This is a genomic window from Cyanobacterium sp. IPPAS B-1200 (assembly GCF_001747005.2).
Taxonomy (GTDB): domain Bacteria; phylum Cyanobacteriota; class Cyanobacteriia; order Cyanobacteriales; family Cyanobacteriaceae; genus Cyanobacterium.
Genome location: NZ_CP182899.1, coordinates 1,880,730 through 1,904,250, shown reverse-complemented (window position 1 = coordinate 1,904,250; position 23,521 = coordinate 1,880,730). Strand labels below are relative to the sequence as shown.

Genomic DNA, 23,521 nt, shown 5'->3' with positions numbered 1-23,521 from the left:
ATTTATAATACTTTTAACTTTGATTAACAGTGCAGACTTTTTTAATCAATTTTATCTATAATATAAATGTTTGAGGGTGTAAGTAAGTTGGCGTTATTAATGATGGGTTTAGTATTACCAAAACCTTTATTAATAAAAGGCTTAAACCTTTTGGCTAGATCGATTTAATTACACCTACCTACTTATATTCTAATAACCATAAGTCATAAAATATATTTTTAAAAATGAAAAATAAAGTAACGAAGGAGTTAAAACTATGAATATAATGACGTTTATTTTTCTATGCTGTTTTGCTGTTTATTTCACAATAACTAGAAATATAAATGCAGAAGAACAAATAATATTGAGACAACCACCTATTGAGAAAAATGACTCTATTATTAGTAGTCAAAATATTACAGATAATAAACCTAAAATACAAATAGCTATTTTATTAGATTCTAGTAATAGTATGGATGGTTTGATAGAACAAACTCGTACTCAAATTTGGTCAGTAATTAATGCTGTCTCTAAAGTAACTAAAAATGGTGAAACTCCACTTTTTGAAGTCTCTCTTTATCATTATGGAAATAATGGTTTACCATCCACTGAAGGTTTTAATAGAATGTTAACTCAGTTAACAAATGATTTGGATGTAGTCTCAGAAAATTTGTTTTCTATCCAAACAAATGGTGGACAAGAATATGCAGGATGGGTAATTAATTCAGCTATTAAAGAGTTGGAATGGAGTGCTAATAATGAAGATTTTAGAGCTATTTTTATCGCTGGAAATGAGCCTTTTGATCAAGGTAATATTTCTTGGGAAAGTGCTATAAATTTAGCGTCAAGCAAAGATATTGTTATTAATACTATTTATTGTGGAGATGCAGAAAATGCTGAAAGCAATCTTTGGGCTAGGGGTGCTGATGTAGGTAAGGGAAGTTATTTCAATATTGACCAAAATGAACGTATTGTCGATATTCCTACTCCCTATGATGGGGAAATTAGACAACTTAATCAAGAATTAAATGAAACTTACATTCCCTATGGTGAGCAGGGCATCGTTTCCTTTGAGAGACAAAGACAACAGGATGTGAATGCCTTTTCTAGTCCTTCTCCCAGTGCTGGTTTAAATAGGGCTATTACCAAGACTACATCCAACTATAACACTGGTAATTGGGATTTGGTAGAGGCGATCGCCTCTAATACTGTTAATTTAAGTGATATAGATACCAATACATTACCAGAAAATTTACGTTCTTTAACCACTAACCAACTAAGAGATATAATTAATGAAATGATCCAAAAACGAGAACTAATCAAGACAGAAATTAATGAACTATCAGAAAAAAGAACCCAATATATTACTCAAAATAGACCTATTTTAGAAGATAATACAACCCTTGAAAGTTTAATGATAGAAACTCTTTATAATCAACTCAAAGCCAAAGGATTTTCTATTAATTAAAACATCTTAATTACCAATAAAATCAGATGATTTTGCCCAAATAACTGTCTGATTACTATAGATTACCATACCTGGTTTAGCCCCCTTGGGTTTATATACGTATTTGGGTTTTGTATAAATAACTGGAACTTGATCACTTTCCCTTCCTTGACTATAATAAGCCGCAATATTAGCAGTATATTGCAAGTCTTTTGCGTCAGGAATATCTCCTGCATTTAATCTTAGTAAAATATGAGAACCTGGAATTTCTTGGGCATGAAACCATAAATCATAATCTGTGGCGATGCGAGAAATTAATAAATCATTTTGTCTGTTATTTCTTCCTACTAATACCTCAAAATTGGAAGGGGTTTTAAAGGCACGGGGTTGAGATTCTTGATTATTACTTGACTGTCTATATTGATTATCTTCTATATATTTTTGACTAATTAATTCGGCTTTTATTTCTTCTAAAGTTTCAAAGTCTTCTATGTCATTATTTTCTAGTTGTAAAACGTTATTTAAAGTTTGTTGAAGGTAATTTATTTCCTCTTCTACTTCTTCCAATAAAGGTTTAACAGCATCTTTTGCTCTTTTTAATTTTTGATGTTTTTTATAAAGGGCTTGAGCATTTTGGATGGCATTTTTATCGGGGGCTAGTGGAATTTTTATAGGCTCTCCTGTGGTAAAATCATCAAGGATAATTGATTCACTGCCTATCTGCCATTGGTGAAGATTTGCCATTAATAAATCTGCTTGGGTACGGTAAATATCAGAGTTAGCAGATTGGTTCATTTTATCTTTATATTTATCTGCTTTTACCTGTAATTTTTTGGCAATATTTTTTATTTTTTGTTGTAGTTGTTGCTGTAATTGTTGGAAATTTTCTTGGTTAATTTTCTTGGTATAATAATCATCAATTATTTCTTGTAAATTTTTCTTGACAATATTTTGGTCATGGGGAGGCAATACGCTATAACCTAATGGGGTGGTATGGGGATAAAAAGTTTTTTGGTGGATAGTGGCTAACCATTTTTGCCATTGTTGATAAAGACTTTTCCATTCATCTGGAGTTAGTTGGTTATTTTGTATAGATAATTCTATATTAGCTTCATGTATCAATTCTTTGGCAATGGTGGGGCTTACTCCTCGATAGGATTTTATCAACTGTTTATCGAGTCTGCCAGGAATTAGGTTAACGGTTTCTTGCCAGTCGGTGAAAGATTCCTCTATTTTGGGAGTGTTACCCGTCAGGGGTGGGGGTAGTTGATAAGGTTGACTGGTTTCCACGGTGCGCACACTGGATTTGGCGGAGGTAATTTGTTTAGCAACGGTGATAATTTGTTGTTGGGCGTTGGTAAGGATAACGTTGCTATATTTCCCCATCACTTCTACATAGAGATGATATAAGGGTTTTTCGTTGGGGCGTTGGGCAAATTGTAAGTCAACAACCCTCTCCCATTCACTAACAATATTTACTCCAATCAAAGCATAACCGCTAATGAGGTGGCGCAGTTGTTCACTAAAAGTGAAAGTATCTTTTTTGCGGGGGGGAGGATTCCCAATACATATTCGGGCGGCTTGGGGATGCCATGCAATGGTTAACCATGATTTTTTTTTGAGACTACGTAAACATAAAGAGATTGAAGTGCGATCGCACTGATACACCTGTTCTAAACGAGATGGAATATATTCGGCATTTAGAGAATGGCAGATTGCCACAAGGGTTGTATAGTCAACAGGTTGCATATTAATTAGTATTAGATGATAAGTATTAGGAGACTAGCTTTAATTGGTATTGCTAAATTTAAAAGTGCTGAATTTAATTGAAGTTGGTGACAATATTCTGAATCCTGAATTATTACGATAATTCCACCATGTTTTATACCATAACCTTTGCAACGCCCTTTTATTATTTATTGCCCCTTGTTTGAGTTATCCATTATTCACATTGTCAATATATTCCTTTTTAACAGGATTACCGCATTCAGATAGTTGATAACTACCCTCCTGCAAACCATGCTTAACCGCCACTCTATCATCAAAAACAAAACATTCTCCCTCCCACAAACTTTCCTCCTCAGGCACTTCCTCTAAATATTTTAAAATACCACCCTTGAGATGATAAACTTCTTTGAAACCTTTTTTCAGCATTAAAGCCGTCACCTTTTCGCAACGAATACCCCCAGTACAAAATAAAGCTACCTTTTGCTCTTTATTTTCCTTCAAATTATCATCAATATAGTTATTAAATTCCCGAAAAGAATGAATATGGGGATTTTCCGCCTTCTTAAAAGTACCGATTTTCACCTCATACTCATTGCGAGTATCTACTACCTTCACATCAGATTGAGAAATTAATTTATTCCATTCACGGGGAGATAAATAAGTACCCACTTGCTCGTTAGGATTCGCTTCAGGAATCCCAAAAGTGATAATTTCCTTTTTAATTTTTACCTTCATTCTTTCAAAAGGCATATTATTAGTCTGAGAATATTTAACATCAAACTCCTGATTCTCAAGAAGTTTTTTTACTTCCCTGACAACTTTTTCAACAGCTTCTTTCAAACCCACGATATTACTATTAATCCCCTCAGGGGCAATCAAAATAGTCCCTTTTATCCCTAACCCATTACATAAATGTAGTAACTTCTCTTGTAATATTTCAAGGTCTTCTAATGGGATAAAGTGATAAAAAGAAGCAAAGGTAAATTTCATATCTTATCTAGTCTCAATATTCTGAAAGGTAAATTAATCAAACTAACAAGGTAAATTTGGCAACAGTTATCCACCATAGTTTATTAATTCTCAATAATTATATCACCAAAATTAATTTTGATTAGCTTATTTTTGCATCCTTGCAAAAACTAGAAACATGATTTTTGCTTTTCATTAAGACTTCGTCAATAAATAAACTCCGACACCAAAACAGATAAAATTCGGAAGCCATGCCGCCATAGTGGGTGAGAGTACATCAATTAAACCAAGACTACCGATAAAAAAGCTAGTTAGATAGTAGCCAAAAACGATTAACACCGTTAAACCAAAACTTGTACCCTTATTATTTTGATTAAATTTTGCTCCAATGGCAGAACCAATCATGGCAAAAATGATACAGATAAAAGGAAAAGATATTTTTTGTGCCGTACGTACACGATACATCAGAATACTTTTTTGGTTGCCCACTTGTTCTAAAATCTCGATATATTCAAAAGATTCACGAATATTCATTTCATAGGGGCTTCTACTCTTTGAGGCTAATTCTAAAGGGGTTTTGGGTAATGGTATCTTTTTATGTTGGAAAAAATTACTACTAATTTGAGATAGATTCATTTTGATGTCATAAATAACCCCATTAGAAAAATCCCATTCATCCTCATTATTATTCCAATTACCACTTTCTGATACAGTAATTTTTTCTAATTGATGATTGTTAGTTTCTATTACCGTAATATTTTGCATTTCCCTGCCATCAAATTCTTGGGCATAAAAAAGACTCTTTAATTCTCGTTTCACTTTCCCATCAGGGGTTATTACCTCCTCATATTGAGGATAAAAAATATCTTGTTGTACGGTATATTTATTTACTATTCCTGAATCTCCCGCAAGGATAGATGTAGCTCGATAATTAGATGGCGGTATAATCAACTCATTAAAAGCAAAAGTAACCAGAGTAATAACCAGACTGGCGACAATAGTGGGGGCAATAATTCTATAAAGGCTGATACCACTACTTTGCAACGCAATTAATTCGCTATCTTTACTCAGACGGCTATAAGTAAGAAGTGATGTTAGTAATACGGAGAAAGGTAGGGCATAACCCACATACTCAGGAAATTTGAGAATAAAGACTTGAAGGGCAGAAAAAAGTGGTAGGTTAGATTCTATAATTCGATGGGACAAATCAGATATAGTGGCGATCGCAACTCCCACACAAGAAAACATAGCTACACAGAAAGTAAAGGGAATTATAAACTCCCTCAAAATGTAGCTATCCATTATTGATAGATTAAACCGACGCATTCACAGTAAAATTAATTTTCAAATCAACATATCTTATCAAGATATTGCTATCGTAACACTATCAAACCTGTTCCAATATTAATGATTATCAGCAAAAACACCCAAACTATCCAGAAAAAAGTATATATAATCTTGATAATAGGGTTAATTGTTCGTTCTATAATTGCTTTTTTCCTAAATCCGGGCTACGATGAGGCGTACTATTATCTCTACGCCAAAAATTTAGACTGGAGTTATTTTGATCATCCTCCTTTAGTAGCACTAACCACGGGAATAGGAGTTTGGATAACGGGTATTGTTAATCAATTTACCATTCGGATTGGCACCTTAATACTACACACTGGTAGCCTATATTTACTGTATCTGACAGGCAAAAAGATGTATAACCAGTCTGCTGGCTTTTTTGCACTTGTCATTGCATCCCTAATCCCTATATTTCAAATTGCTTTTGGAATCCTGACTTTACCCGATGTACCATTAATCTTTTTTTGGACATTAACATTATATGTAGTTAGTGAAGAATTTTTTAATTCTCATTGGCAGTATAAACCCTCTTACCGTATTGCCATTATTGGTATTTTGGTGGGTTTAACTTGTCTGAGTAAGTATCATGGTTTCGTCTTAGGCTTAGGATTAGTGGGTTTTTGTTTCAGTAGTAAACCATATCGGCGGGTATTTTCCTCTCCTTGGTTATGGTTATCTTTTGGCTTATTCTTACTGACTCTTTTCCCTTTATGGTATTGGAATTGGCAACATGATTGGGTATCCTTTGGTTTTCAACTTTCAGGGCGTTTTGAATCCTCTACAGATATACAAATAAATATTCTTAATCTGATTCTTTTTTTCCTTGCTGGAATCGCTTATTTATTCCCTAGTTTTAGTATTCCTTTATGGTGGATAACCATACGCTCATTTCTGATTGAAATTTTTAGTCGCCCCCATTACCCTAGTCGCCTAATTTTGTGGGTATCTTTTCCTATGGTGATTGGTTTTACTTTGTTGGGGGCGTTTACTCAAATTTTACCGACATGGGCAATGCCTGGTTTTTGGGGTTTGACTATTATGTTTGGGCATTATGTGTGTGCTTGGCATAGAGAATTTCCTCGTAGGATAAAAAACTGGTTAGTTTTTTCGGGCATTTTTATTTATACTCTATTTACCATTGGTTTATTACACTTTACGACGGGAGCGCTACAAAAACCCAGTCCTCTTTTATCTATGGGTATTTTAGCTCCAGAAAATGATCCTTCCACAGAATTAATTGATGTGGTGCAGTTGGGGGAAAGGCTAAATTCTTCTTCGGAGTTTCGGGAGGCGTTTAGTAATAGTGATTTTGTTTTTACTAATGCTTATTATCTGGGAGGTTATGTTGCCATGGGATTGGCACAAAATGAAGATATGATAGATATGCCCATTACTTGCATTGGTGATGATGTGAGGGGTTTCGAGTTTTGGCAACCTCTGGAAGATTTCAAGGGGGATGATGGTTTATTTATTACGCTAAAAGTTTTTGGGCAGGATGATGTACTAATCAATGAGTGGGGGGAATATTTCGATAGTTTTAATTTTGTTACAGAAATTCCCTTGTTAAGAGGGGGGGGGGTGGTGGAAACTTTTTATGTTTATGAGGGGCAAAATTTGCTCGTTACTAATGATGATTTAAAATGAAATTCCGTATGGTTATTTGGTCAAGGTTTTGGATGGAGAATTAGTAATTTATATTAGGGATTGTTAATAGTTAGTATAATAAATTAGAAAAATGATTGTGGATAGGTTTCAATGGACACAGAAAAACTAACTAAGCTAGAGTCTAAATTATACAGCGAAATTCCCCTATTGGGCGATCGCCTTAGACAACAAGCCATCAAAGAATTATCGGCAATCAAAACCCCTCAATCCATTGAAATACTAACTAAGGCGTTAATTTTTAGTGAAGATAAAAACGTGAGAAACGGGGTATTAAATACCCTACGACAAATCAAGTTACAAGATACATCCTTGATTAATACTGTTTGTCAATTGTGGGCAGAGAATAGAGAAATAGAGTTAACTAAATTAATTAAACTGAAAGGATGGGTTGCTTATAACCCTCTAAAACTAAGGGTATTAACGGCGGTGTCGTTAGGGTGGCAAGGAATACTTGAGGAAGAAGATAAAATCAAGGTGGTAGAAATTCTTTTGGATTTATTAAAGGATAAGGAAGGGGAAATCAGACAAAAGGCGAGGGAATGGTTAACTTCTTTGAGTGACGAAGATTTACAAGCCCATGTGTGTCGTTTGGCTAGTGAGGAAAACAATCAGGATGCTTTAGATATTGCCATTGAGGTTAATTATAGACCCCTTGAGCCTTCCCAGTCGGCCTTATTTTATTATTTTACTGAACAATGGGAACGTTATCAAGAAATTGACCCCGACTATCATCTTTTGGAGGAGGTTTATTACCATGCACCTGATGATTTGAAAGAAAGAATAGATAGCCATGGCATGGGTTTAAAACGTTTGGAGTGGTTATGGATGTTACTCGGAGGGAAAGAAGGGAGAAGGATAGCAACTATTTCGGCACAGAGGTGGAAAAGAATATTAGAGGTATTGGCTTCGGCTAGAAATTGGGAAACCCTTTGGGAATTGGTTACCGTTGTGCCTGTGCGCTGGAGTTTGGAAATTGTCAAAACTCTCAAAAATAATCGTTGGTTACCTAAAGCACCAGAGGAAAAAGGTGTTTTTAACGAGATACTTAACCTTGCCCTCAAAATTAAAGGTAAATCTATTCCTCAAGGGAAGTTAATTCGCTGTGTTTATGACTGGAATCATGGGGATAGTATCAGTGCGATCGCCCTTACCAGTGATGATAAAATATTAGTTAGTGCTGGGGGAGAATCCATAAAATTATGGGATACCCAAAAAGGCGAAGAAATTACCACCCTCAAAAGACATCTAAAAGGAGTTACAACCCTTGCCTTGGGGGCAGATGACATCACCCTTGCCAGTGGTAGCCGAGACAAAACCGTATCAGTTTGGCGCATTCCTGAAGGTAATAATCTAACCAATTTATCCGCCAATAACGCCTCCGTTTGGTCCCTATCCATGACCGATGACTGTAAAATAATGGCTAGTGCTAGTTATCGAGAAATCCGTCTGTGGCAATACCCCTCTGGTAAACTCTACAAAACCCTCACAGGTTTCAAAACCGAGGTAGAATGCACTCTGATTACCAAAAACAATAGTTTATTAATGGCAGGGGGCGGAAAAAATGACCATACCGTTAGGGTGTGGAGTCTTCCTGACGGAGAAAATAAATATACCTTCACGGGGCATCAAGGCGCCATTACATCCCTCGCTGTTTGTCCATCTAATGAAACCCTTGCCAGTGCCAGTAAAGATGGTACTGTAAAATTATGGTCATTATCCACTGGGGAAAATAAAGCCACCCTCCAAGGGCATCAAGGCACCATTTGGCAGTTGGGAATTACCCCCGATGGACAAACCCTCGTTACCGTCAGCGAAGATAATACTATCAAGATTTGGCAACTAGGCACTGGTATCCTAAAAGCTACCCTAGAGGGGCATCAAGGGGCTATCTGGTGTATGGATATTAGTCAGGATGGTAACTTACTCGCCACAGGAAGCCGAGATAATACCGTCAGGTTGTGGAGTTTGCCCGATGGCGCATCCATGGGAGTGCTAAAAAGTCATCAAAAACCCATTCGCCATGTTAGGATAGGGTGCGGTCCCGAAGGGATCTGCGATGCAGCACGCACTTTAATTATTACAGGAAGCGATGATAAAACCCTCAAACTGTGGAAATGGGATTTACCTCAACTGTGTAATTTGCCAATTTTTACCATCGACACCCCCCAACAGAAATCTATCTCAGACATCCTTATTAACCAAGAATTGACCCCTGAAGAAGAAAATTGGTTAAAACTAATGGAAAAACTCATTGACATCAAAAATCAGCGAAAATCGGTGATAGAACCAGAAAAAGATTTGCCCTCCGACACCGATGAGAATACAATAAACCTTGAAGAAAGCACAGAAAAATAGATGTCAATAATACCAGAATTACCCCAAAATCTCGGCTCACGGCTATTTTTTCAAGGCAGAAAATTTCAATTTGAAGTAAATAAACTACGATTACCCAACGGTGTAGAAGGAGAATGGGAATGTATTCGTCACCCGGGGGGTGCATTAGCTGTACCCATCACCCCAGAAGGTAAACTGGTATTAGTACGTCAATATCGCTTTGCTGTCAAAGGCAGACTTTTTGAGTTTCCTGCGGGTACCATCGAAAAAGGAGAAAGCCCCCTCTCCACCATTGAAAGAGAAATCGAAGAAGAAACAGGATACAAAGCCCACCAATGGCAAAACCTTGGTAAATTCCCCCTCGCCCCGGGTTATTCTGATGAATATATTTACGCTTTTCTTGCCCAAAATTTAGAGCAATTACCCCACCCTCCTAATCAAGATGAGGACGAAGATATTGAGGTTGTGTTAATGTCACCAGAGGAGTTAGAAGAAATTATCTATCGTGGGAGTGAAGTTGATGCCAAATCAGTCACCGCCTATTTTTTAGCCCGTCGTTTTTTAGAGCAAAATTGATGATGAAACCAGAAGTAATATTTTTAGATGCCGTCGGCACTCTTTTTGGGGTGAAAAATAATGTTGGTTGGGCTTATGTAGAAATATCAAAAAAATATGGTGTTGATTATGACAGCGAGTTAGTTAATCAAGCCTTTTATCAATGTTTTAAAGATTCTTCCCCTCTTTCTTTTGATACCCAAGAAGAAGCCCTAGTAAAATCCCTTGAGTTTGACTGGTGGAAACAAATCGCTAAAAATACTTTTGAGTCATTAAATTTATTAAATGATTTTACTAATTTTGATGATTTTTTTGTGGAGTTATATCAACATTTTGCTACGGAGAAACCTTGGTATATTTATGGTGATGTAATAGCCAATTTAAATTTATGGAAAAAAGAAGGAATTGAACTCAGTATTATTTCTAATTTTGATACTCGTATTTTTTCGGTTTTAGACAGTCTTGATTTAAGTCAATATTTTTCTAGTATTACCATCTCATCCTTGTCAGGAGTCGCTAAACCTCAGCCAGATATTTTTATTAAAGCACTCAATAATTATAATTGTCCCCCTGAAAATGCTTGGTATATTGGGGATAGTAAAAAAGAAGATTATTGGGGAGCAAAAGCTGTGGGAATGAAGTCTTTTTGGTTATCCAGAGAGTAGTTATTAAGTCATTAAAAATTAAGATAGTGTCAAAATAAGGTATTTATTAGGTGATAAATATTAGGTGAAAATCACACATGAATTCTTCGTAATCAGGGGTTACAGAAAAAGTGGAGTCATGGTGTTAATCGATAATTGAGAATAGTGACTTTTGGCAAAAGATAAGCCTATAACTTGATACTTACCCCCTGTTCTATTGTAAAGTTTTGTAAAGATAATCAGGGAAAAATATAAAAAGTAGGTCAAGTTTCCAGAAATAGATCTTAAGCTAGGATCAAAAGTACAGTTATCAATTGCCTTGTTTAGTATGACGGAATCTATTTTATATACATCAATCCCCCGATCTGCACAACCTAGCAAACCGATAAAATGGGTGTTATGGTTAGTGTGGAAAATGGCGATCGCAACTTTGCTTTTAATGGCTATTGGGGTAGCTACCAGAGTAATGAATGCAGGGTTAGCCTGTCCAGATTGGCCCCTTTGTTATGGGCAGGTAGTACCCACCAAACAGATGAATTTACAGGTATTCCTAGAGTGGTTTCATCGCCTAGATGCGTCATTTATCGGGCTAAGTGCGATCGCCCTTACAGGATTATCATGGTGGAAAAAATCAGCCCTACCCCGTTGGCTACCATGGGCATCCACCTTCGCCCTCGGCTTAATCGTCTTCCAAGGAATATTAGGGGGATTAACCGTCACTCAGCTACTTAGATTTGACATTGTCACCGCCCATCTAGGCACAGCCCTACTATTTTTTGCTACCCTTGTATTTATCGGCAGTAAAATCAGCCCCTACCAAGGCACAGCCACCGTGGGCAACCTCAAGGGCATGAGTATTATTGCCAGTATCCTTGTGTATGTTCAATGTATTTTAGGGGGTTTAGTAGCCAGTCAGTGGGCAGCCCATCAATGTTTGGCAGGAGGGCAACTCTGTTTTGTCATGAATAGTCACATCATCGGGATATTTCCCCCCACCATTGCCACCCTCTCAGTAATCATTTTCTCTTGGCGTACCCCTGCTTTGGCGGTAAAACTGAGAAACCTTGCCAAAATTATCTCCCTATTGCTGGTGAGTCAAATTCTTTTGGGGGTAGCAACCTTTTATCTTCACCTTCAAGTAGAGCCACTAACTATCGCTCATCATACCATCGGAGCGGCGTTGTTTGGCAGCTTAGTATCTTTTAGTGTGTTTGCCAGTAGAGATTCAGAAGTAAGCTATCAATAAATAAACCATAAAACCTTATTTTGTCTTGCTTATTTTGATATTTTAGAAGTTTTCTATGGTCAATTTTTACCGTTAAAAGCATCCATAGCAAATCATTTTCAGTAGATACAAACAAAGGCAATTTTTATCACACATTAACCATCGATTCACAACAAAAATTATAATGATTGGAACAAGTTTAAACCCTCGCAACGAAAATTTTAGGGAAGTAATTAAAAGTTATTATCTGCTTACAAAACCAAGGATTATTCCTCTACTGTTAATAACTACTGCCGCTTCAATGTTTATCGCTTCCGAAGGAGATATTGACCCATTTTTATTGATAATTACCCTCTTGGGAGGTACTCTGGCAGCGGCATCCGCTCAAACCTTTAATTGCATATATGATCAAGACATTGATTATGAAATGAAGCGCACCCGTAAGCGCCCTATTCCTTCAGGAAAAGTTCATCCCACCCATGCTCTTATATTCGGTACTTTACTAGGTGTGTCATCTTTTACTCTCCTTGCTGTGTGGGTAAATCTTCTCTCTGCCCTCTTGGCAGTATCTGGTATCGTTTTTTATATGCTCATCTATACCCATTGGCTAAAACGTCATACTACCCAAAATATCGTCATTGGTGGTGCTGCAGGCGCTATTCCTCCCCTAGTGGGCTGGGCAGCGGTAACGGGAGATTTGAGTTGGAGTGCATGGGCAATTTTTACCCTCATCTTTTTATGGACTCCTCCTCATTTTTGGGCTTTGGCTTTGATGATTAGTGATGATTATGCGGAGGTAAATGTGCCGATGTTGCCTGTGGTAGAAGGAGCAGAACCTACTGTTAAACAAATTTGGGTATATACTATCATTACGGTGGTATTTAGTTTTGTTCTGGTTTATCCTCTGCATACTTCTGGATTAGTGTATCTCATAAGTGCGATCGCACTGGGTAGTTTGTTCATAACTAAAGCATGGGAATTACAACAAAAACCAGAGGATAAAGATAGAGCAAAATCTATGTTTAAATACTCTATTCTTTATATGATGTTGCTATGTACAGGCATGGTAGTTGATAGCCTAATTTAAAACTGTTATTTGGCACCGTGGAAGAAAGTCATTTTTTTGTCCTTTTTCTACGGTGTTATGATAATTAAAAAGAAATAGTTAAATTAAAGAACTATTCGCTGCTGCCTGATATACCAAATTATTTCGCTCTAAAGAGTAAAAGTAAAGGCTTTTAATAAGATACCGGGTAGAAGACTACCACCAAGAGAGCGATTTCCATAAGTGCCAATATTAGGAATAAACTCTTGAAAATCAGTTAAATCAACGAGATTATCCCCAAAAATTTGGCTCATAAAATCATCAAATCGTAAATCTTTGATAGTTGCGACTATTTTGCCATTTTCTACCCAAAAACAACCATAACGAGTCATGCCCGTTACTCTGCCACTAGGGCGATCGCTCCAATTGAGATAGTGTAAATTAGAAATATATAATCCTGTACCTATGGCAGATAAAATATTCTCCGATTTAAGGTTTCCTGCCAGTATTTCGGGCGATCGCAACGTTTCACCCCCATTCGCTCCATTTTCCCTCAAGCCATACTCCTTCGCCGTACGACTATTAATCAGAGTATTGACCAATTTTCCCCCTTGAAATAAAGGCAAACATAAAGGAGAAATCTCCCCAAAATTATTAAACCGAGGCACACTACCCCCCGCAAAATTTTCCTGCAAACTAAACATCGAAGATAAACTTTTCCCCTTATCCCTCATGGCAGACAAAAAACTACCCCCCTGACGAATAGAAGCCTCTCCTATAGCCCCCCACGAAAACATATGTAACAAATCAGCCACCGCCGCAGGGGCGAGATAAGTGCCATAAGAATTAGGTAAAACCTCATGAATGGGCAAATCTAACCGTTGCAATAAAACCCTTTCCTCCTCAATGTGCTTCCGAAAAAGCTCATCATCCCAACTACGCCCCGAATAACAACCCTTAATCGCCTTATCCCTTGTATTAATCAAAGAATAGTCCACAAAAAAAGACTCCGTAGCAAACCAATGTTTTTGCCCCAAAGAATTATAATTTGCCCGAATCAAACTCCCCGACGCATAAAGCCCCGTAAAATCCAATCCCTGCACCACAGGTAAGATATGATTCACAGCCTCATCAGGATGAAGTAAATTTCCCTCATATACCTCATAGGAAGAGCCTTGATTAGAAGGTAACACAATATAAGGATCTGGGGGAAGTTCAAAAATTTCTGCCCGTAAATAATCAAAAGATTCTTGGGCAACGGATAAATCAATCTCCTTATCCCCCGTCAAAGGAAAATCAACATAGGCAATTCTCCCCTGCGCAATCATCTTTATGGACACCAGCCCATCCACCACAATTCCTGTCTGCCTCACCTTAGCATTATTAAAACGAACAAAATGAGTATTTTCTGCCGTCAACTCAAAAACCAAATATTGGTCATTTGCCAATTGCCCTATTAAAGCAGTGCAGAGATAATCAAAAGACGTTTCCCAATCCTGAAGAGGAGATATTGTGGTCATTTCCAATATAAAATTTATCTAGTTTGTAATCGAGAAAGTCGGGCATTTTGATAATAATGACCTAAAATTTGTTGATAATTAATACCATTTTGAGCCAAATAATAAGTACCCCATTGACTTAAACCGATACCATGGCCAAAACCCCTTCCCGAAACTTGTACCCCACCATTACCAAGGGAAACACGGAAAAGAGTGCTACGCAAATCTAAAGCCTGTCTTAAATCTGTACCCCTAACACTGCGGGTGTTAGAATCTCCCACTACTCGCATAGATACCACCCTACCTTGAGGAGTAGTTTTTTCTGGCACCATCGAGCGAATATTTCCCACTCCCCCCAAAGCGCTACTAACTTGATTGGGAGTAACGGTTTTATTCCAAGCAAATACAGGAGAAGTTTGATCATAATCTACCACCCCTCTAAGGTAAGGTAAGGGGGAAGTCCAAATATCTTCCACATTTTCCGTATGTCCCCCCGAAGAGGAATGAAATACTGCTAAAATTACTTGACCGTTATAAGTCATAACCTGATTGGCTGTTGCCTTAACGGCTTGGTGAGTAGTAGTGTATTCACTACTTAATCCTTTATATACCTGAGTTCTCGTTGTAGTGTCAAGGTCGTATAAAGAGTTACGGGAGTTATTTCTTTGATGGAGGGCATAACTACGGGCTGCCACTGTTTGGGCTTTGAGGGCTTCTTGGGGCCAACTGGGAATGGCTTCTGCCCCCACCACACTATATAAATAATCTTCCATGTCAACATAGTTAATGGCAGTAACTCCACTACCTTCCTTAACTAATAAAACTCTACCTCTATACCATTTATCCCCAATCCATACTACCCCATCTCCTGTGGGTTCTAACCAAATGCGATTAGAATTCCATTGCCCTAAATTAACATTATTTCCATTGGCACGAACATTAAAAGAGTTTCTGGCGGCTACCTGCCCTAATACTGCACCATTTCCCCCTTTTACCACTGCGGTTGTCGAACTTCCGATGGGTAAACTGTTGGCACTCTTACGTACCATTACCCTTAATTCTAAGGCTGCTTGGGCGGAGTTAGAAAAGAGTATCATCCAGAAAAAGGCGATGATTCCTAGTTTTGATGCTAATTGAAGGGTCAAATTTTTCCACATAGTATCTCTTTTTTTTCGTATCGATGAGTGCTTGAGGTTAACAAGTCATTTTACAACAATTCACTATATTTGACGCTTTTTCTTGAAAAATAGTTCAATCAGTTATCCCTATTGATGGGAAAGGGAAATAGGGAATGGATTAGTTACAAAAACTCTAAAGCGATATTAATACTATCACGAACAAATTTACCAGACTTTTGCAAAATCTCTTTCTCTTGGGGGGTTAAATTAATTTCCAAAATTTGCTCAATACCCTTACTACCCACCCGACAAGGTACACCCAAAAATAAATCTTTTAAACCATATTCCCCCTGTAAATAAGCCGCCGCCGTTAATAACCGAGACTGATTAAACAAAATGGACTCAATCATATAACAAGCTGAGGAAGCAGGGGCATAATAAGCACTACCCGTCTTGAGAAGGCGGACAATTTCGGCACCCCCATCCCTTGTGCGTTGAATTAATTTATCAATGGTTTCTGGTGGTAATAACTCTGTAATGGGAATACCACTCACAGTGCAATATCGAGGAATGGGTAACATCAAATCTCCATGCCCCCCCAATACCATTCCTTGCACATCGTGGATAGATACCCCCAATTCAAAAGCGATAAAGGTTTCTAGCCTTGCAGAATCCAACACCCCTGCCATACCCATCACTTTGTGGAAAGGTAAATCACTGGTTTTCCAGACAAGATAAGTCATTACATCCAGAGGATTTGTCACCACCACATAAACTGCATTGGGGGAATAATGGAGAGATTTTTGAGTGGCTTCGATGACTATTTTGGCATTTATCTTTAATAAATCATCTCGATTCATCCCCGGTTTTCGGGCAATTCCTGCGGTAATAACTACAATATCGGAGTCTTTGGTATCTGCATAGTCGTTAGTCCCCATGATTTCGCAGTGGTGATACTGTAAACCTTGGGCTTCAGTTAAATCAAGGGCAATGCCTTGGGGCAAACCTTCGACAATATCGAGTAAACAAACGTCTGCCAAATTTCTTTCGATGAGTCGTTGGGCAAGGGTACGCCCCACATTTCCCGCACCGATAATGGAAACCTTGGCTAGTTTGTTGCAGGATGAGAGATAGATGGATTCTGCCATGGTATTATTTTCTATTCTACTATCTCTAAGTGATCGAGACGAAACCAAACGTTAGGGGTAGGGGTGTAAAATTTTACTAGGGCATATTCATCGTTTAAGTCAAGGATTTCTCCTTTGCTTTCAAATATGTAGCTAGGAAAACGGCTATCACTGGCTTTGGCTTCGAGACTGTTTTCTAGTTTTTCTCTGACGGCTTTAACGTAGGTTCCTTTTTTTATTTTACCTGCCATACTATATTCTTTTTTATATTTGATAATTACTGACTATCAATATACCAAGAAACAATTGCTAAATTATGCTAATCCAAAAACTTCCTATCGATGTCATAAAATTAATTGCAGCGGGGGAGGTGATAGACTCCTTGACGGCGGTGGTAAGGGAGTTGGCAGAAAATAGTTTGGATGCGGGGGCTGGGCGTATTGTTATCAGTCTTAAGCCTGAGTTGTGGATGATTCAGGTGGCGGATAATGGCAAAGGTATGGATAGGGATGATTTGTTACTTTGTACCCAAGCCCACACCACTAGCAAGATAAGGGATACCAAGGATTTACACCACATCAATACCCTTGGTTTTCGGGGGGAGGCTTTACATAGCATCGCCCAGTTAGCGGATGTAAAAATTGCTAGTCGGGTGGCGGATGATTGTGGTTATCAAGTTTTTTGCCATGATAATCATTGTAGTACTATTACTCCCGTTGCGATCGCCCCAGGCACCATCATCACGGTAGAAAATCTTTTTAGAAATATCCTTCTCCGTCGTCAGGCAACACCCCCTTTTAAACAACAAATAAAACAAATTCAAATCTTAATTGGGCAACTTGCCCTCTGTCATCCCCATGTAACTTGGCAACTATTTGTAGATGATAAATTGATGCTCTATATTAATGGAAATGAACAAATAAAAAAAGTATTTTCTCAACTTTCTAAAACTATTAACTATAACGATCTAACTTATCAACAAATAACAGTAAATACTCCCACTGAAAATAATAATTCTTCCCTTGATATAGTCCTCGGATTACCCGATCGCCTTTCTCGCCCTCGTCCAGATTGGGTTAAAATAGGATTAAATGGCAGAGTAGTAAAATCTCCTGAACTAGAATCAGCAATCTATTCAGCTTTTCATCGTACCCTAGGGCGCGATCGTTTTCCCGTTATTTTTATCCATCTCAGAACTTCTCCGCAACAAATAGACTGGAATCGACACCCTGCCAAAGCAGAAATTTATCTACATAATATTGACTTTTGGCAAGAGCAAATTAAATCAGCCATTAACAATATTTTTAGAATAACTGACAATAACATTAATCAACAAATAGAAAATAAAAGAGTCGAAAATATTTTTAAAGTAGCCGAAAATCAAACCCTTTATCAAATCGAAAAACAAGAAATAAAACAACCCCAAGAAAAAGCTCTTGGCTTAATCGATTTACAAGTAATTGCCCAATCAAGAAACACCTATATAGTAACTGAACATAGCCAAGGAATGTGGTTAATAGAACAACATATCGCCCATGAAAGAATACTATACGAACAATTACAAGATAACTGGCAACTAATTCCCCTCCCTCAACCCATTATCCTCGAAAACCTTTTACCCAAACAACTTGAACAATTAATTAACCTACAATTAGACATTGAAAGTTTTGGGGAGAATTTGTGGGCAGTGCGTAATATTCCTGAGATGTTAGCCCAAAGAGATGACACCCAAGACGCTCTTATGGAGTTGAGTTGGGGTGCTGATGTCGATAGTGCCATGGTTGCTGTTGCCTGTCGCAGTGCCATTCGTAACGGTACAAAATTGACTATTAATCAGATGCAAGACATCGTTGATACATGGAAAATGACGAGAAACCCCCACACTTGCCCTCACGGACGCCCTATTTATCTATCCTTAGAAGAATCATCCCTATATCGCTTTTTCCGCCGTCATTGGGTATTGGGCAAAAGCCACGGCATCTAGTTAGGGTTTGACAAAAAAGTGAAGTCATGAGGGTAGTTAAAAATTAAAGAATTAAATTTTGAGAATTACTCATTTTCCTGAAAATTGTGTAACAGATCATCTGTTTTTGTAAAGTTTTAATAAAAATTCTTTACGAGATTCTACTTCTAGTGTATTGAGGTTAAATCCTTATTCATAAAAGGTTGTGAATGTTTAAGAGTAACTCATATGTCCAAAAACAGCATGAGTATAAGTACTTATTGTTCAGAATGAGCATTTATTTTCAGAATCCTATTGCTATGATGGGGGTAGTTATTCGTTCTGATAAATGCTTACTTATTTAGGCATAATTATCACAAAATAAAGGAGTGTATGAAAGTTATGAACCAAAAAGCACAACTATCCCTAGAACAAGAGTTTAATTTACGTTCATTTGAAAGTCAAGTCTCTCAAATGAGTAGGGAACAAGCTAGAGATTTTTTAATCAAACTCTATGAACAAATGCTTGTTAGGGAAAATATGTATAAGGATGTACTCAAGCACCAATGGGGTTTAGAGTAATTGCAATTGATTAATTTGTGTTTCATACACCTCCTTCTCTTGCTGGTTTCAGGTAGTGAAAAAAGCTGGGGATGTTGGGGTTTTTTTCTAATCAAAAAACAATAAGTTAGTCATTGTCCATACTACAGTTATTATTCTCAAAATTTATCTTATTTACTAAAGTTAATTAAGAATGGTTGTCCGTCTAATTTACCGTTTGCCATTAAATTGTTAATAGAATTATTCGCCCCATATTCTAGTTTCAATAAGCCTTCTGCATCCGCCATTCCCGATGAGGTTAGTTGGATGTTAATGGTGTAAGCGTCTTGGTGAGAGACTTCGCCACGAAAGTTAAAAATTGTATCATTCCTTAGAGAAATTCCGATGGTCGCTTGATTCTCTTCATTAATTTGCACCATCACGGAAGATATATTCTCATTTTCTCTTCCTTCAAGGGTGAATATTCCTCTGCCTTGTTGTTGATAAAAGGGTATGTATTCGGAGGGTTGATTTTCTTGGGGGTTAGCATATTTATTTTCCCCAAAACTGATAGAAAATGCCTGAGAATCGAGGACACCATCCCCTTGTAACATGGTTATGGCGTTGTCTTGATATTGCATTATTAAGTACCCCTCGGCGTCTGCCATGCCTGAGTTGGTGAGGGAGGTGATAATAGAATCATTATCTTGTTGGGTTTCCCCTGCAAATTCCATGGTGCGATTGTCGGCGAGGGTGATGATGATTTCACTGGTATTGTCGTCTGCCATGGTGAAGGAAACGGCGGTAATTTCGACTGCTTCTCTGTTTTCTAATTCAAAAATTCCTTGCCCCGAAGTTTGTAGGTTTAACTGTGAGTTATCCACAAGAAGGGGTGTTTCGGAGGTATTGGGGGTTTCGGTGATGGTTTCTTCTTCTGGGGGGTTAGTGGTTTGATTGACGTTGTTTTCTAAGTCACAGCCTGGTAGTAATAGGCTTGTGCTGAGGATGATGAGGAATGGATATTTGATAGTTTTTAGCATGGTATGTTGGTTATTTTTTGGTAATGTTAATAATTTCTTGGGCGACTCTTTGGGTGGCTGATATGTTTGGATTGTATTGGTTTAAGCTGTCGATGATTCTTTGATAGTTAGTTTGTAGAAGTTTTTGGCGATCGCCATTTAGTAATAAATCAAGGGATTCTTGAACAATATTACTGACAGTCGCTTCTTCTTGTAACAATTCAGGTACAATATCTTCCATCAAAACTAAGTTTGCCATGGACATGTGAGGAATAGAAAATTTTAAAAATGTTCTACCTACCCAAATAGTAAAAGGATTTACTTTATAAATCACCACCTGCGGAATTTTTAATAAAGCTAATTCTAAATTTACTGTGCCAGACTTAGTAATGGCTAAATCAAGGGCAGGAAATAGCTCCAAACTATCCCCATCATAGAGGGTAATATCTAACCCCGATTTATTAATCATCGACTCTATCTGAGGACGATATTGGGGTAGGGAAACAGGCAAAAAGAATTTAACTTTCTCTACTTGGTTTTGAACTTCTTGGGCTGTTTCTAGCATCACAGGTAAAAGATATTTTAACTCCTGTTTTCTCGATGCAGGGATAAGGGCGATCGCCCTTTCGTCAGATTTAAGCCCTATCCTACTTCTAGCCTCATCTCGAGAAAGATTATCCGTAAACTTTTCCACCAAAGGATGACCCACATAGATACTCGAAACCCCCTTTTCCTCGTAAAACTTTGCCTCTTCAGGAAAAATAGCCAATAGCCTATCAGTCACACTGACTAATTGATTAACATTTTGTTCCATGGGAGTCCATACCCAAAACTGAGGGGCAATGTACCAAATAACAGGAATCTCAGGAAAATTTTCCTTCAAAAAAGAACCTATAGTTAAATTAGGCCCTAAATAATCAATCAACACCACCACATCAGGCAAATTTTCCCGCAAATGTTTTTTTGCCAACCGTTGTACCCGCCAAGTAGGAATAATAAAAGGTAGAGATTCTAACAAACCCACCGAGCCAATGGCCGTGGTATCCCCAATCAAATTTACCCCCGCCTGAGCCATTTTTTGCCCCCCCAAACCGCTTATCTCCATCTCCATCCCCAAAGACTTACCCAACCGTAACAAAGACTCGGTCAAAATCCCCCCCTGTAAATCCCCCGACACTTCCCCCGTACTGATAAATATGCGCATAACCTAAAAAAATTCCTAAAACACCATTGATTTTACATTAGTTGAATAGCTTATAATTGTAAGGTGATAAAGAAAACCATACATTGCCCGAAACAAGATAACTTTACCTAAAACCTAATACCTGAACTATTCCCCATTGCCCGTTCCCTGTTCCCTTGATTATGATATAATTGTAGGTTGCAGTTTCAAAAATATTAGGAAAAATGAGTTTAACCCAAGAGAAAAAACAAGAAATCATCGGTCAATTTCAAGCCCATGAAACCGATACAGGATCTTCTAGTTTACAAGTTGCCCTTCTAAGCTCCAGAATTACCCAATTAACCGAACATTTAAAGGTTAATAAAAAAGATCATTCCTCCCGTCGTGGTCTTCTAAAAATCATTGGTAAACGGAAACGTTTGTTAGGATATATCAAGAGAAAAGATCCCCAAGGATACCAAGATTTAATCAAAAAATTAGGTATTCGTGGTTAAAAATAGGAATTAAAAGAGAAATATATTAACTATGCCATCTCCTTCAGAAAGAAAACCATTACCCTTCGAGCCAAAGAGCAAAAAAGAAAAAGTAGAGAAAAAACCCCCTACTGATAACAAACCTCAAAGCAGTGTCAAGCCTACCAAAGAGACTGTAAAAAGGAACAAAAAACAAGAAGCATCTTTGAAAGAAATTCCCGAAGAAGTGAGTAAAAGAATGGTTCGGAGAATGGCGATTTTTAGTGGGATTCCCACTGGATTAGGTATATCTTCCTTTTTTGTGTTCTATTTAGTTGTCACTCAAGAGTGGTTAAAAGTACCTAACACCGCTGTCTTATTAGTCAGTTTGGGCTTATTTGGGTTAGGTGTGTTAGGTTTGAGTTATGGCATTTTCTCCACTTCATGGGATGAGGGGAAAGTTGGTAGTTTGTTGGGTACAGAGCAGGTTTCTGTCAACGTTGGTAGAATGTTGTCCGCTTGGCGTACCGCCAGACAAGAAGCCAGAGAAGCCAAAAATAAATTAAAAGACTGATCAATGTTTGATTGACAGTTGACCATTGAATAAATAGGTATATTGATTATGATCGTTGTAATGAAAGTGGGTACTCCTGAACCCGAAATTACCCGTGTAAGCGAGGAATTGGGATCATGGGGTTTAACACCAGAAAAAATCGTGGGACAAACTAAGGTGATTATTGGTTTAGTAGGCGAAACCGCATCCCTTAACCGTGAACAAATTCAAGAAGTTAGTCCTTGGATTGAGAGTGTTTTGAGAGTTGAAAAACCTTTCAAACGCGCTAGTTTAGAATATCATCATGGACAACCCAGTGAGGTTGTTGTTTCCACTCCTAATGGAGATATAGCTATTGGTAGAGATAATCCTATCGCTATCGTAGCAGGGCCTTGCTCCGTTGAAAATGAAGAGATGATCGTGGAAACGGCGATTAGAGTCAAGGCGGCGGGAGCTAAGTTTTTACGGGGTGGTGCATACAAGCCTCGAACTTCTCCTTATGCGTTTCAAGGTCATGGTGAAAGTGCGCTCGAATTGTTAGCCGCAGCTAGAGATGCTAGTGGTTTGGGTATTATTACCGAAGTTATGGATACCGCAGATTTAGATGTAATTTCTGAGTATGCAGACGTGGTACAAATTGGGGCAAGAAATATGCAAAATTTCTCTCTCCTCAAAAAAGTAGGTGCTCAACCTAAGCCTGTACTCTTGAAAAGGGGTATGTCTGCCACCATTGATGAGTGGTTGATGGCGGCGGAATACATTTTGGCGGCGGGTAATCCTAATGTGATTTTGTGTGAGCGTGGTATTCGTACTTTCGATCGCTCTTATGCCCGTAATGTGTTAGATTTATCTGTTTTACCTGTGTTGAGAACTCTAACTCACTTACCTATTATGATTGATCCTAGTCATGGTACTGGTAAGTCTGAGTATGTTCCTGCTATGGCAAAAGGTGCGATCGCCGCAGGTACCGATTCCTTAATGATTGAAGTACACCCCAACCCTGCCAAAGCCCTATCCGATGGGCCTCAATCTTTAACCCCCGATGCTTTCGATGCTTTGGTTAAAGAATTAGCAGTTTTCGGTAAAGCCGTAGGACGTTGGGAAGAAGCGGTTCCCGCCCTCGCCTAGATTTTTTTCACATAAATAA

21 protein-coding genes are annotated in these 23,521 nt (G+C 37.9%); 12 read left to right on the top strand and 9 right to left on the bottom strand.

The genetic code is table 11. The annotated features are described in order from the left end of the window. Nucleotides 1–343: 343 nt before the first annotated feature. Entirely contained in the window at nucleotides 344–1,447 is a 1,104-nt protein-coding gene (locus A5482_RS08685; protein WP_242411930.1) for a vWA domain-containing protein, read from the top strand. Between the two features lie 6 nt (nucleotides 1,448–1,453). Here the strand turns inward: A5482_RS08685 and A5482_RS08680 are convergent, their stop codons facing one another. The 3 genes from A5482_RS08680 to A5482_RS08670 form a co-directional block, all read right to left on the bottom strand. After that, the gene (locus A5482_RS08680) at nucleotides 1,454–3,175 is read right to left on the bottom strand and encodes an Rqc2 family fibronectin-binding protein (protein ID WP_069790527.1); all 1,722 of its coding nucleotides are present in this window, start codon (nucleotides 3,173–3,175) and stop codon (nucleotides 1,454–1,456) included. A gap of 186 nt (nucleotides 3,176–3,361) precedes the next feature. Further along, entirely contained in the window at nucleotides 3,362–4,144 is a 783-nt protein-coding gene (gene trhO / locus A5482_RS08675; RefSeq protein ID WP_069790528.1) for an oxygen-dependent tRNA uridine(34) hydroxylase TrhO, read from the bottom strand. Between the two features lie 174 nt (nucleotides 4,145–4,318). After that, on the bottom strand, nucleotides 4,319–5,425 hold the full coding sequence (locus A5482_RS08670; protein WP_242411931.1) for an LptF/LptG family permease: 1,107 nt from the start codon (nucleotides 5,423–5,425) through the stop codon (nucleotides 4,319–4,321). Nucleotides 5,426–5,530: 105 nt separating this feature from the next. On the opposite strand from A5482_RS08670, the gene A5482_RS08665 reads away from it, so the two are divergent. The 6 genes from A5482_RS08665 to A5482_RS08640 all read left to right on the top strand — a co-directional run bounded on the left by A5482_RS08665 (nucleotide 5,531) and on the right by A5482_RS08640 (nucleotide 12,983). After that, nucleotides 5,531–7,117: an ArnT family glycosyltransferase gene (locus A5482_RS08665; protein ID WP_446684754.1), complete on the top strand. Its 1,587-nt coding sequence runs from the start codon at nucleotides 5,531–5,533 to the stop codon at nucleotides 7,115–7,117. 111 nt (nucleotides 7,118–7,228) lie between these two features. Beyond that, nucleotides 7,229–9,493 (top strand): hypothetical protein, encoded by a 2,265-nt coding sequence (locus A5482_RS08660; protein ID WP_069790530.1) that lies wholly within the window; start codon nucleotides 7,229–7,231, stop codon nucleotides 9,491–9,493. Continuing rightward, the gene (locus tag A5482_RS08655) at nucleotides 9,494–10,048 is read left to right on the top strand and encodes an NUDIX hydrolase (protein ID WP_069790531.1); all 555 of its coding nucleotides are present in this window, start codon (nucleotides 9,494–9,496) and stop codon (nucleotides 10,046–10,048) included. Beyond that, complete coding sequence (locus tag A5482_RS08650) at nucleotides 10,048–10,692, top strand: HAD-IA family hydrolase (protein ID WP_069790532.1); 645 nt, start codon at nucleotides 10,048–10,050, stop codon at nucleotides 10,690–10,692. The genes A5482_RS08655 and A5482_RS08650 overlap by 1 nt, the downstream gene beginning before the upstream one ends. 307 nt (nucleotides 10,693–10,999) lie before the next feature. Continuing rightward, complete coding sequence (locus A5482_RS08645) at nucleotides 11,000–11,917, top strand: COX15/CtaA family protein (protein WP_069790533.1); 918 nt, start codon at nucleotides 11,000–11,002, stop codon at nucleotides 11,915–11,917. Nucleotides 11,918–12,080: 163 nt separating this feature from the next. Continuing rightward, entirely contained in the window at nucleotides 12,081–12,983 is a 903-nt protein-coding gene (locus A5482_RS08640; RefSeq protein WP_069790534.1) for a heme o synthase, read from the top strand. A gap of 128 nt (nucleotides 12,984–13,111) precedes the next feature. Here the strand turns inward: A5482_RS08640 and A5482_RS08635 are convergent, their stop codons facing one another. The 4 genes from A5482_RS08635 to ndhO form a co-directional block, all read right to left on the bottom strand. Continuing rightward, nucleotides 13,112–14,461: a metallopeptidase TldD-related protein gene (locus A5482_RS08635; protein WP_069790535.1), complete on the bottom strand. Its 1,350-nt coding sequence runs from the start codon at nucleotides 14,459–14,461 to the stop codon at nucleotides 13,112–13,114. 14 nt (nucleotides 14,462–14,475) lie between these two features. Further along, nucleotides 14,476–15,597, bottom strand: coding sequence for a SpoIID/LytB domain-containing protein (locus tag A5482_RS08630; RefSeq protein WP_069790536.1), 1,122 nt, complete (start codon nucleotides 15,595–15,597; stop codon nucleotides 14,476–14,478). A gap of 143 nt (nucleotides 15,598–15,740) precedes the next feature. Next, nucleotides 15,741–16,706 (bottom strand): malate dehydrogenase, encoded by a 966-nt coding sequence (gene mdh / locus A5482_RS08625; RefSeq protein ID WP_069790537.1) that lies wholly within the window; start codon nucleotides 16,704–16,706, stop codon nucleotides 15,741–15,743. An 11-nt stretch (nucleotides 16,707–16,717) separates the two neighbouring features. Beyond that, the gene (ndhO, locus tag A5482_RS08620) at nucleotides 16,718–16,936 is read right to left on the bottom strand and encodes an NAD(P)H-quinone oxidoreductase subunit O (RefSeq protein WP_069790538.1); all 219 of its coding nucleotides are present in this window, start codon (nucleotides 16,934–16,936) and stop codon (nucleotides 16,718–16,720) included. 65 nt (nucleotides 16,937–17,001) lie between these two features. Between ndhO and mutL the strand changes: the two genes are divergently transcribed. Together mutL and A5482_RS08610 are read left to right on the top strand one after the other, a co-directional pair. After that, complete coding sequence (gene mutL, locus A5482_RS08615; RefSeq protein WP_069790539.1) at nucleotides 17,002–18,669, top strand: DNA mismatch repair endonuclease MutL; 1,668 nt, start codon at nucleotides 17,002–17,004, stop codon at nucleotides 18,667–18,669. Between the two features lie 360 nt (nucleotides 18,670–19,029). Beyond that, complete coding sequence (locus tag A5482_RS08610; protein WP_069790550.1) at nucleotides 19,030–19,209, top strand: NblA/ycf18 family protein; 180 nt, start codon at nucleotides 19,030–19,032, stop codon at nucleotides 19,207–19,209. 149 nt (nucleotides 19,210–19,358) lie between these two features. Here A5482_RS08610 and A5482_RS08605 read toward each other — a convergent pair whose 3' ends face one another. Beyond that, on the bottom strand, nucleotides 19,359–20,207 hold the full coding sequence (locus A5482_RS08605) for a hypothetical protein (protein ID WP_069790540.1): 849 nt from the start codon (nucleotides 20,205–20,207) through the stop codon (nucleotides 19,359–19,361). Nucleotides 20,208–20,217: 10 nt separating this feature from the next. Next, a complete protein-coding gene (lpxB, locus tag A5482_RS08600; RefSeq protein WP_069790541.1) occupies nucleotides 20,218–21,390 on the bottom strand; it encodes a lipid-A-disaccharide synthase in 1,173 nt (390 codons plus the stop codon). A gap of 203 nt (nucleotides 21,391–21,593) precedes the next feature. Here lpxB and rpsO point away from each other — a divergent pair, with 203 nt between their 5' ends. The 3 genes from rpsO to aroF are packed head-to-tail and all read left to right on the top strand — an operon-like array spanning nucleotide 21,594 to nucleotide 23,502. After that, nucleotides 21,594–21,863: a 30S ribosomal protein S15 gene (rpsO, locus tag A5482_RS08595; protein ID WP_069790542.1), complete on the top strand. Its 270-nt coding sequence runs from the start codon at nucleotides 21,594–21,596 to the stop codon at nucleotides 21,861–21,863. Nucleotides 21,864–21,894: 31 nt separating this feature from the next. Next, nucleotides 21,895–22,395, top strand: coding sequence for a PAM68 family protein (locus tag A5482_RS08590; RefSeq protein WP_069790543.1), 501 nt, complete (start codon nucleotides 21,895–21,897; stop codon nucleotides 22,393–22,395). A 48-nt stretch (nucleotides 22,396–22,443) separates the two neighbouring features. Beyond that, nucleotides 22,444–23,502: a 3-deoxy-7-phosphoheptulonate synthase gene (gene aroF / locus A5482_RS08585; RefSeq protein WP_069790544.1), complete on the top strand. Its 1,059-nt coding sequence runs from the start codon at nucleotides 22,444–22,446 to the stop codon at nucleotides 23,500–23,502. Nucleotides 23,503–23,521: the final 19 nt, after the last annotated feature.

Bases quoted from the DNA above. Each gene is read 5' to 3' on its own strand.
- A5482_RS08680 (WP_069790527.1), bottom strand. From the start codon at position 3,175: ATGCAACCTGTTGACTATACAACCCTTGTGGCAATCTGCCATTCTCTA.
- trhO (WP_069790528.1), bottom strand. From the start codon at position 4,144: ATGAAATTTACCTTTGCTTCTTTTTATCACTTTATCCCATTAGAAGAC.
- A5482_RS08670 (WP_242411931.1), bottom strand. From the start codon at position 5,425: ATGGATAGCTACATTTTGAGGGAGTTTATAATTCCCTTTACTTTCTGT.
- A5482_RS08665 (WP_446684754.1), top strand. From the start codon at position 5,531: ATGATTATCAGCAAAAACACCCAAACTATCCAGAAAAAAGTATATATA.
- A5482_RS08660 (WP_069790530.1), top strand. From the start codon at position 7,229: ATGGACACAGAAAAACTAACTAAGCTAGAGTCTAAATTATACAGCGAA.
- A5482_RS08655 (WP_069790531.1), top strand. From the start codon at position 9,494: ATGTCAATAATACCAGAATTACCCCAAAATCTCGGCTCACGGCTATTT.
- A5482_RS08650 (WP_069790532.1), top strand. From the start codon at position 10,048: ATGATGAAACCAGAAGTAATATTTTTAGATGCCGTCGGCACTCTTTTT.
- A5482_RS08645 (WP_069790533.1), top strand. From the start codon at position 11,000: ATGACGGAATCTATTTTATATACATCAATCCCCCGATCTGCACAACCT.
- A5482_RS08640 (WP_069790534.1), top strand. From the start codon at position 12,081: ATGATTGGAACAAGTTTAAACCCTCGCAACGAAAATTTTAGGGAAGTA.
- A5482_RS08635 (WP_069790535.1), bottom strand. From the start codon at position 14,461: ATGACCACAATATCTCCTCTTCAGGATTGGGAAACGTCTTTTGATTAT.
- A5482_RS08630 (WP_069790536.1), bottom strand. From the start codon at position 15,597: ATGTGGAAAAATTTGACCCTTCAATTAGCATCAAAACTAGGAATCATC.
- mdh (WP_069790537.1), bottom strand. From the start codon at position 16,706: ATGGCAGAATCCATCTATCTCTCATCCTGCAACAAACTAGCCAAGGTT.
- ndhO (WP_069790538.1), bottom strand. From the start codon at position 16,936: ATGGCAGGTAAAATAAAAAAAGGAACCTACGTTAAAGCCGTCAGAGAA.
- mutL (WP_069790539.1), top strand. From the start codon at position 17,002: ATGCTAATCCAAAAACTTCCTATCGATGTCATAAAATTAATTGCAGCG.
- A5482_RS08610 (WP_069790550.1), top strand. From the start codon at position 19,030: ATGAACCAAAAAGCACAACTATCCCTAGAACAAGAGTTTAATTTACGT.
- A5482_RS08605 (WP_069790540.1), bottom strand. From the start codon at position 20,207: ATGCTAAAAACTATCAAATATCCATTCCTCATCATCCTCAGCACAAGC.
- lpxB (WP_069790541.1), bottom strand. From the start codon at position 21,390: ATGCGCATATTTATCAGTACGGGGGAAGTGTCGGGGGATTTACAGGGG.
- rpsO (WP_069790542.1), top strand. From the start codon at position 21,594: ATGAGTTTAACCCAAGAGAAAAAACAAGAAATCATCGGTCAATTTCAA.
- A5482_RS08590 (WP_069790543.1), top strand. From the start codon at position 21,895: ATGCCATCTCCTTCAGAAAGAAAACCATTACCCTTCGAGCCAAAGAGC.
- aroF (WP_069790544.1), top strand. From the start codon at position 22,444: ATGATCGTTGTAATGAAAGTGGGTACTCCTGAACCCGAAATTACCCGT.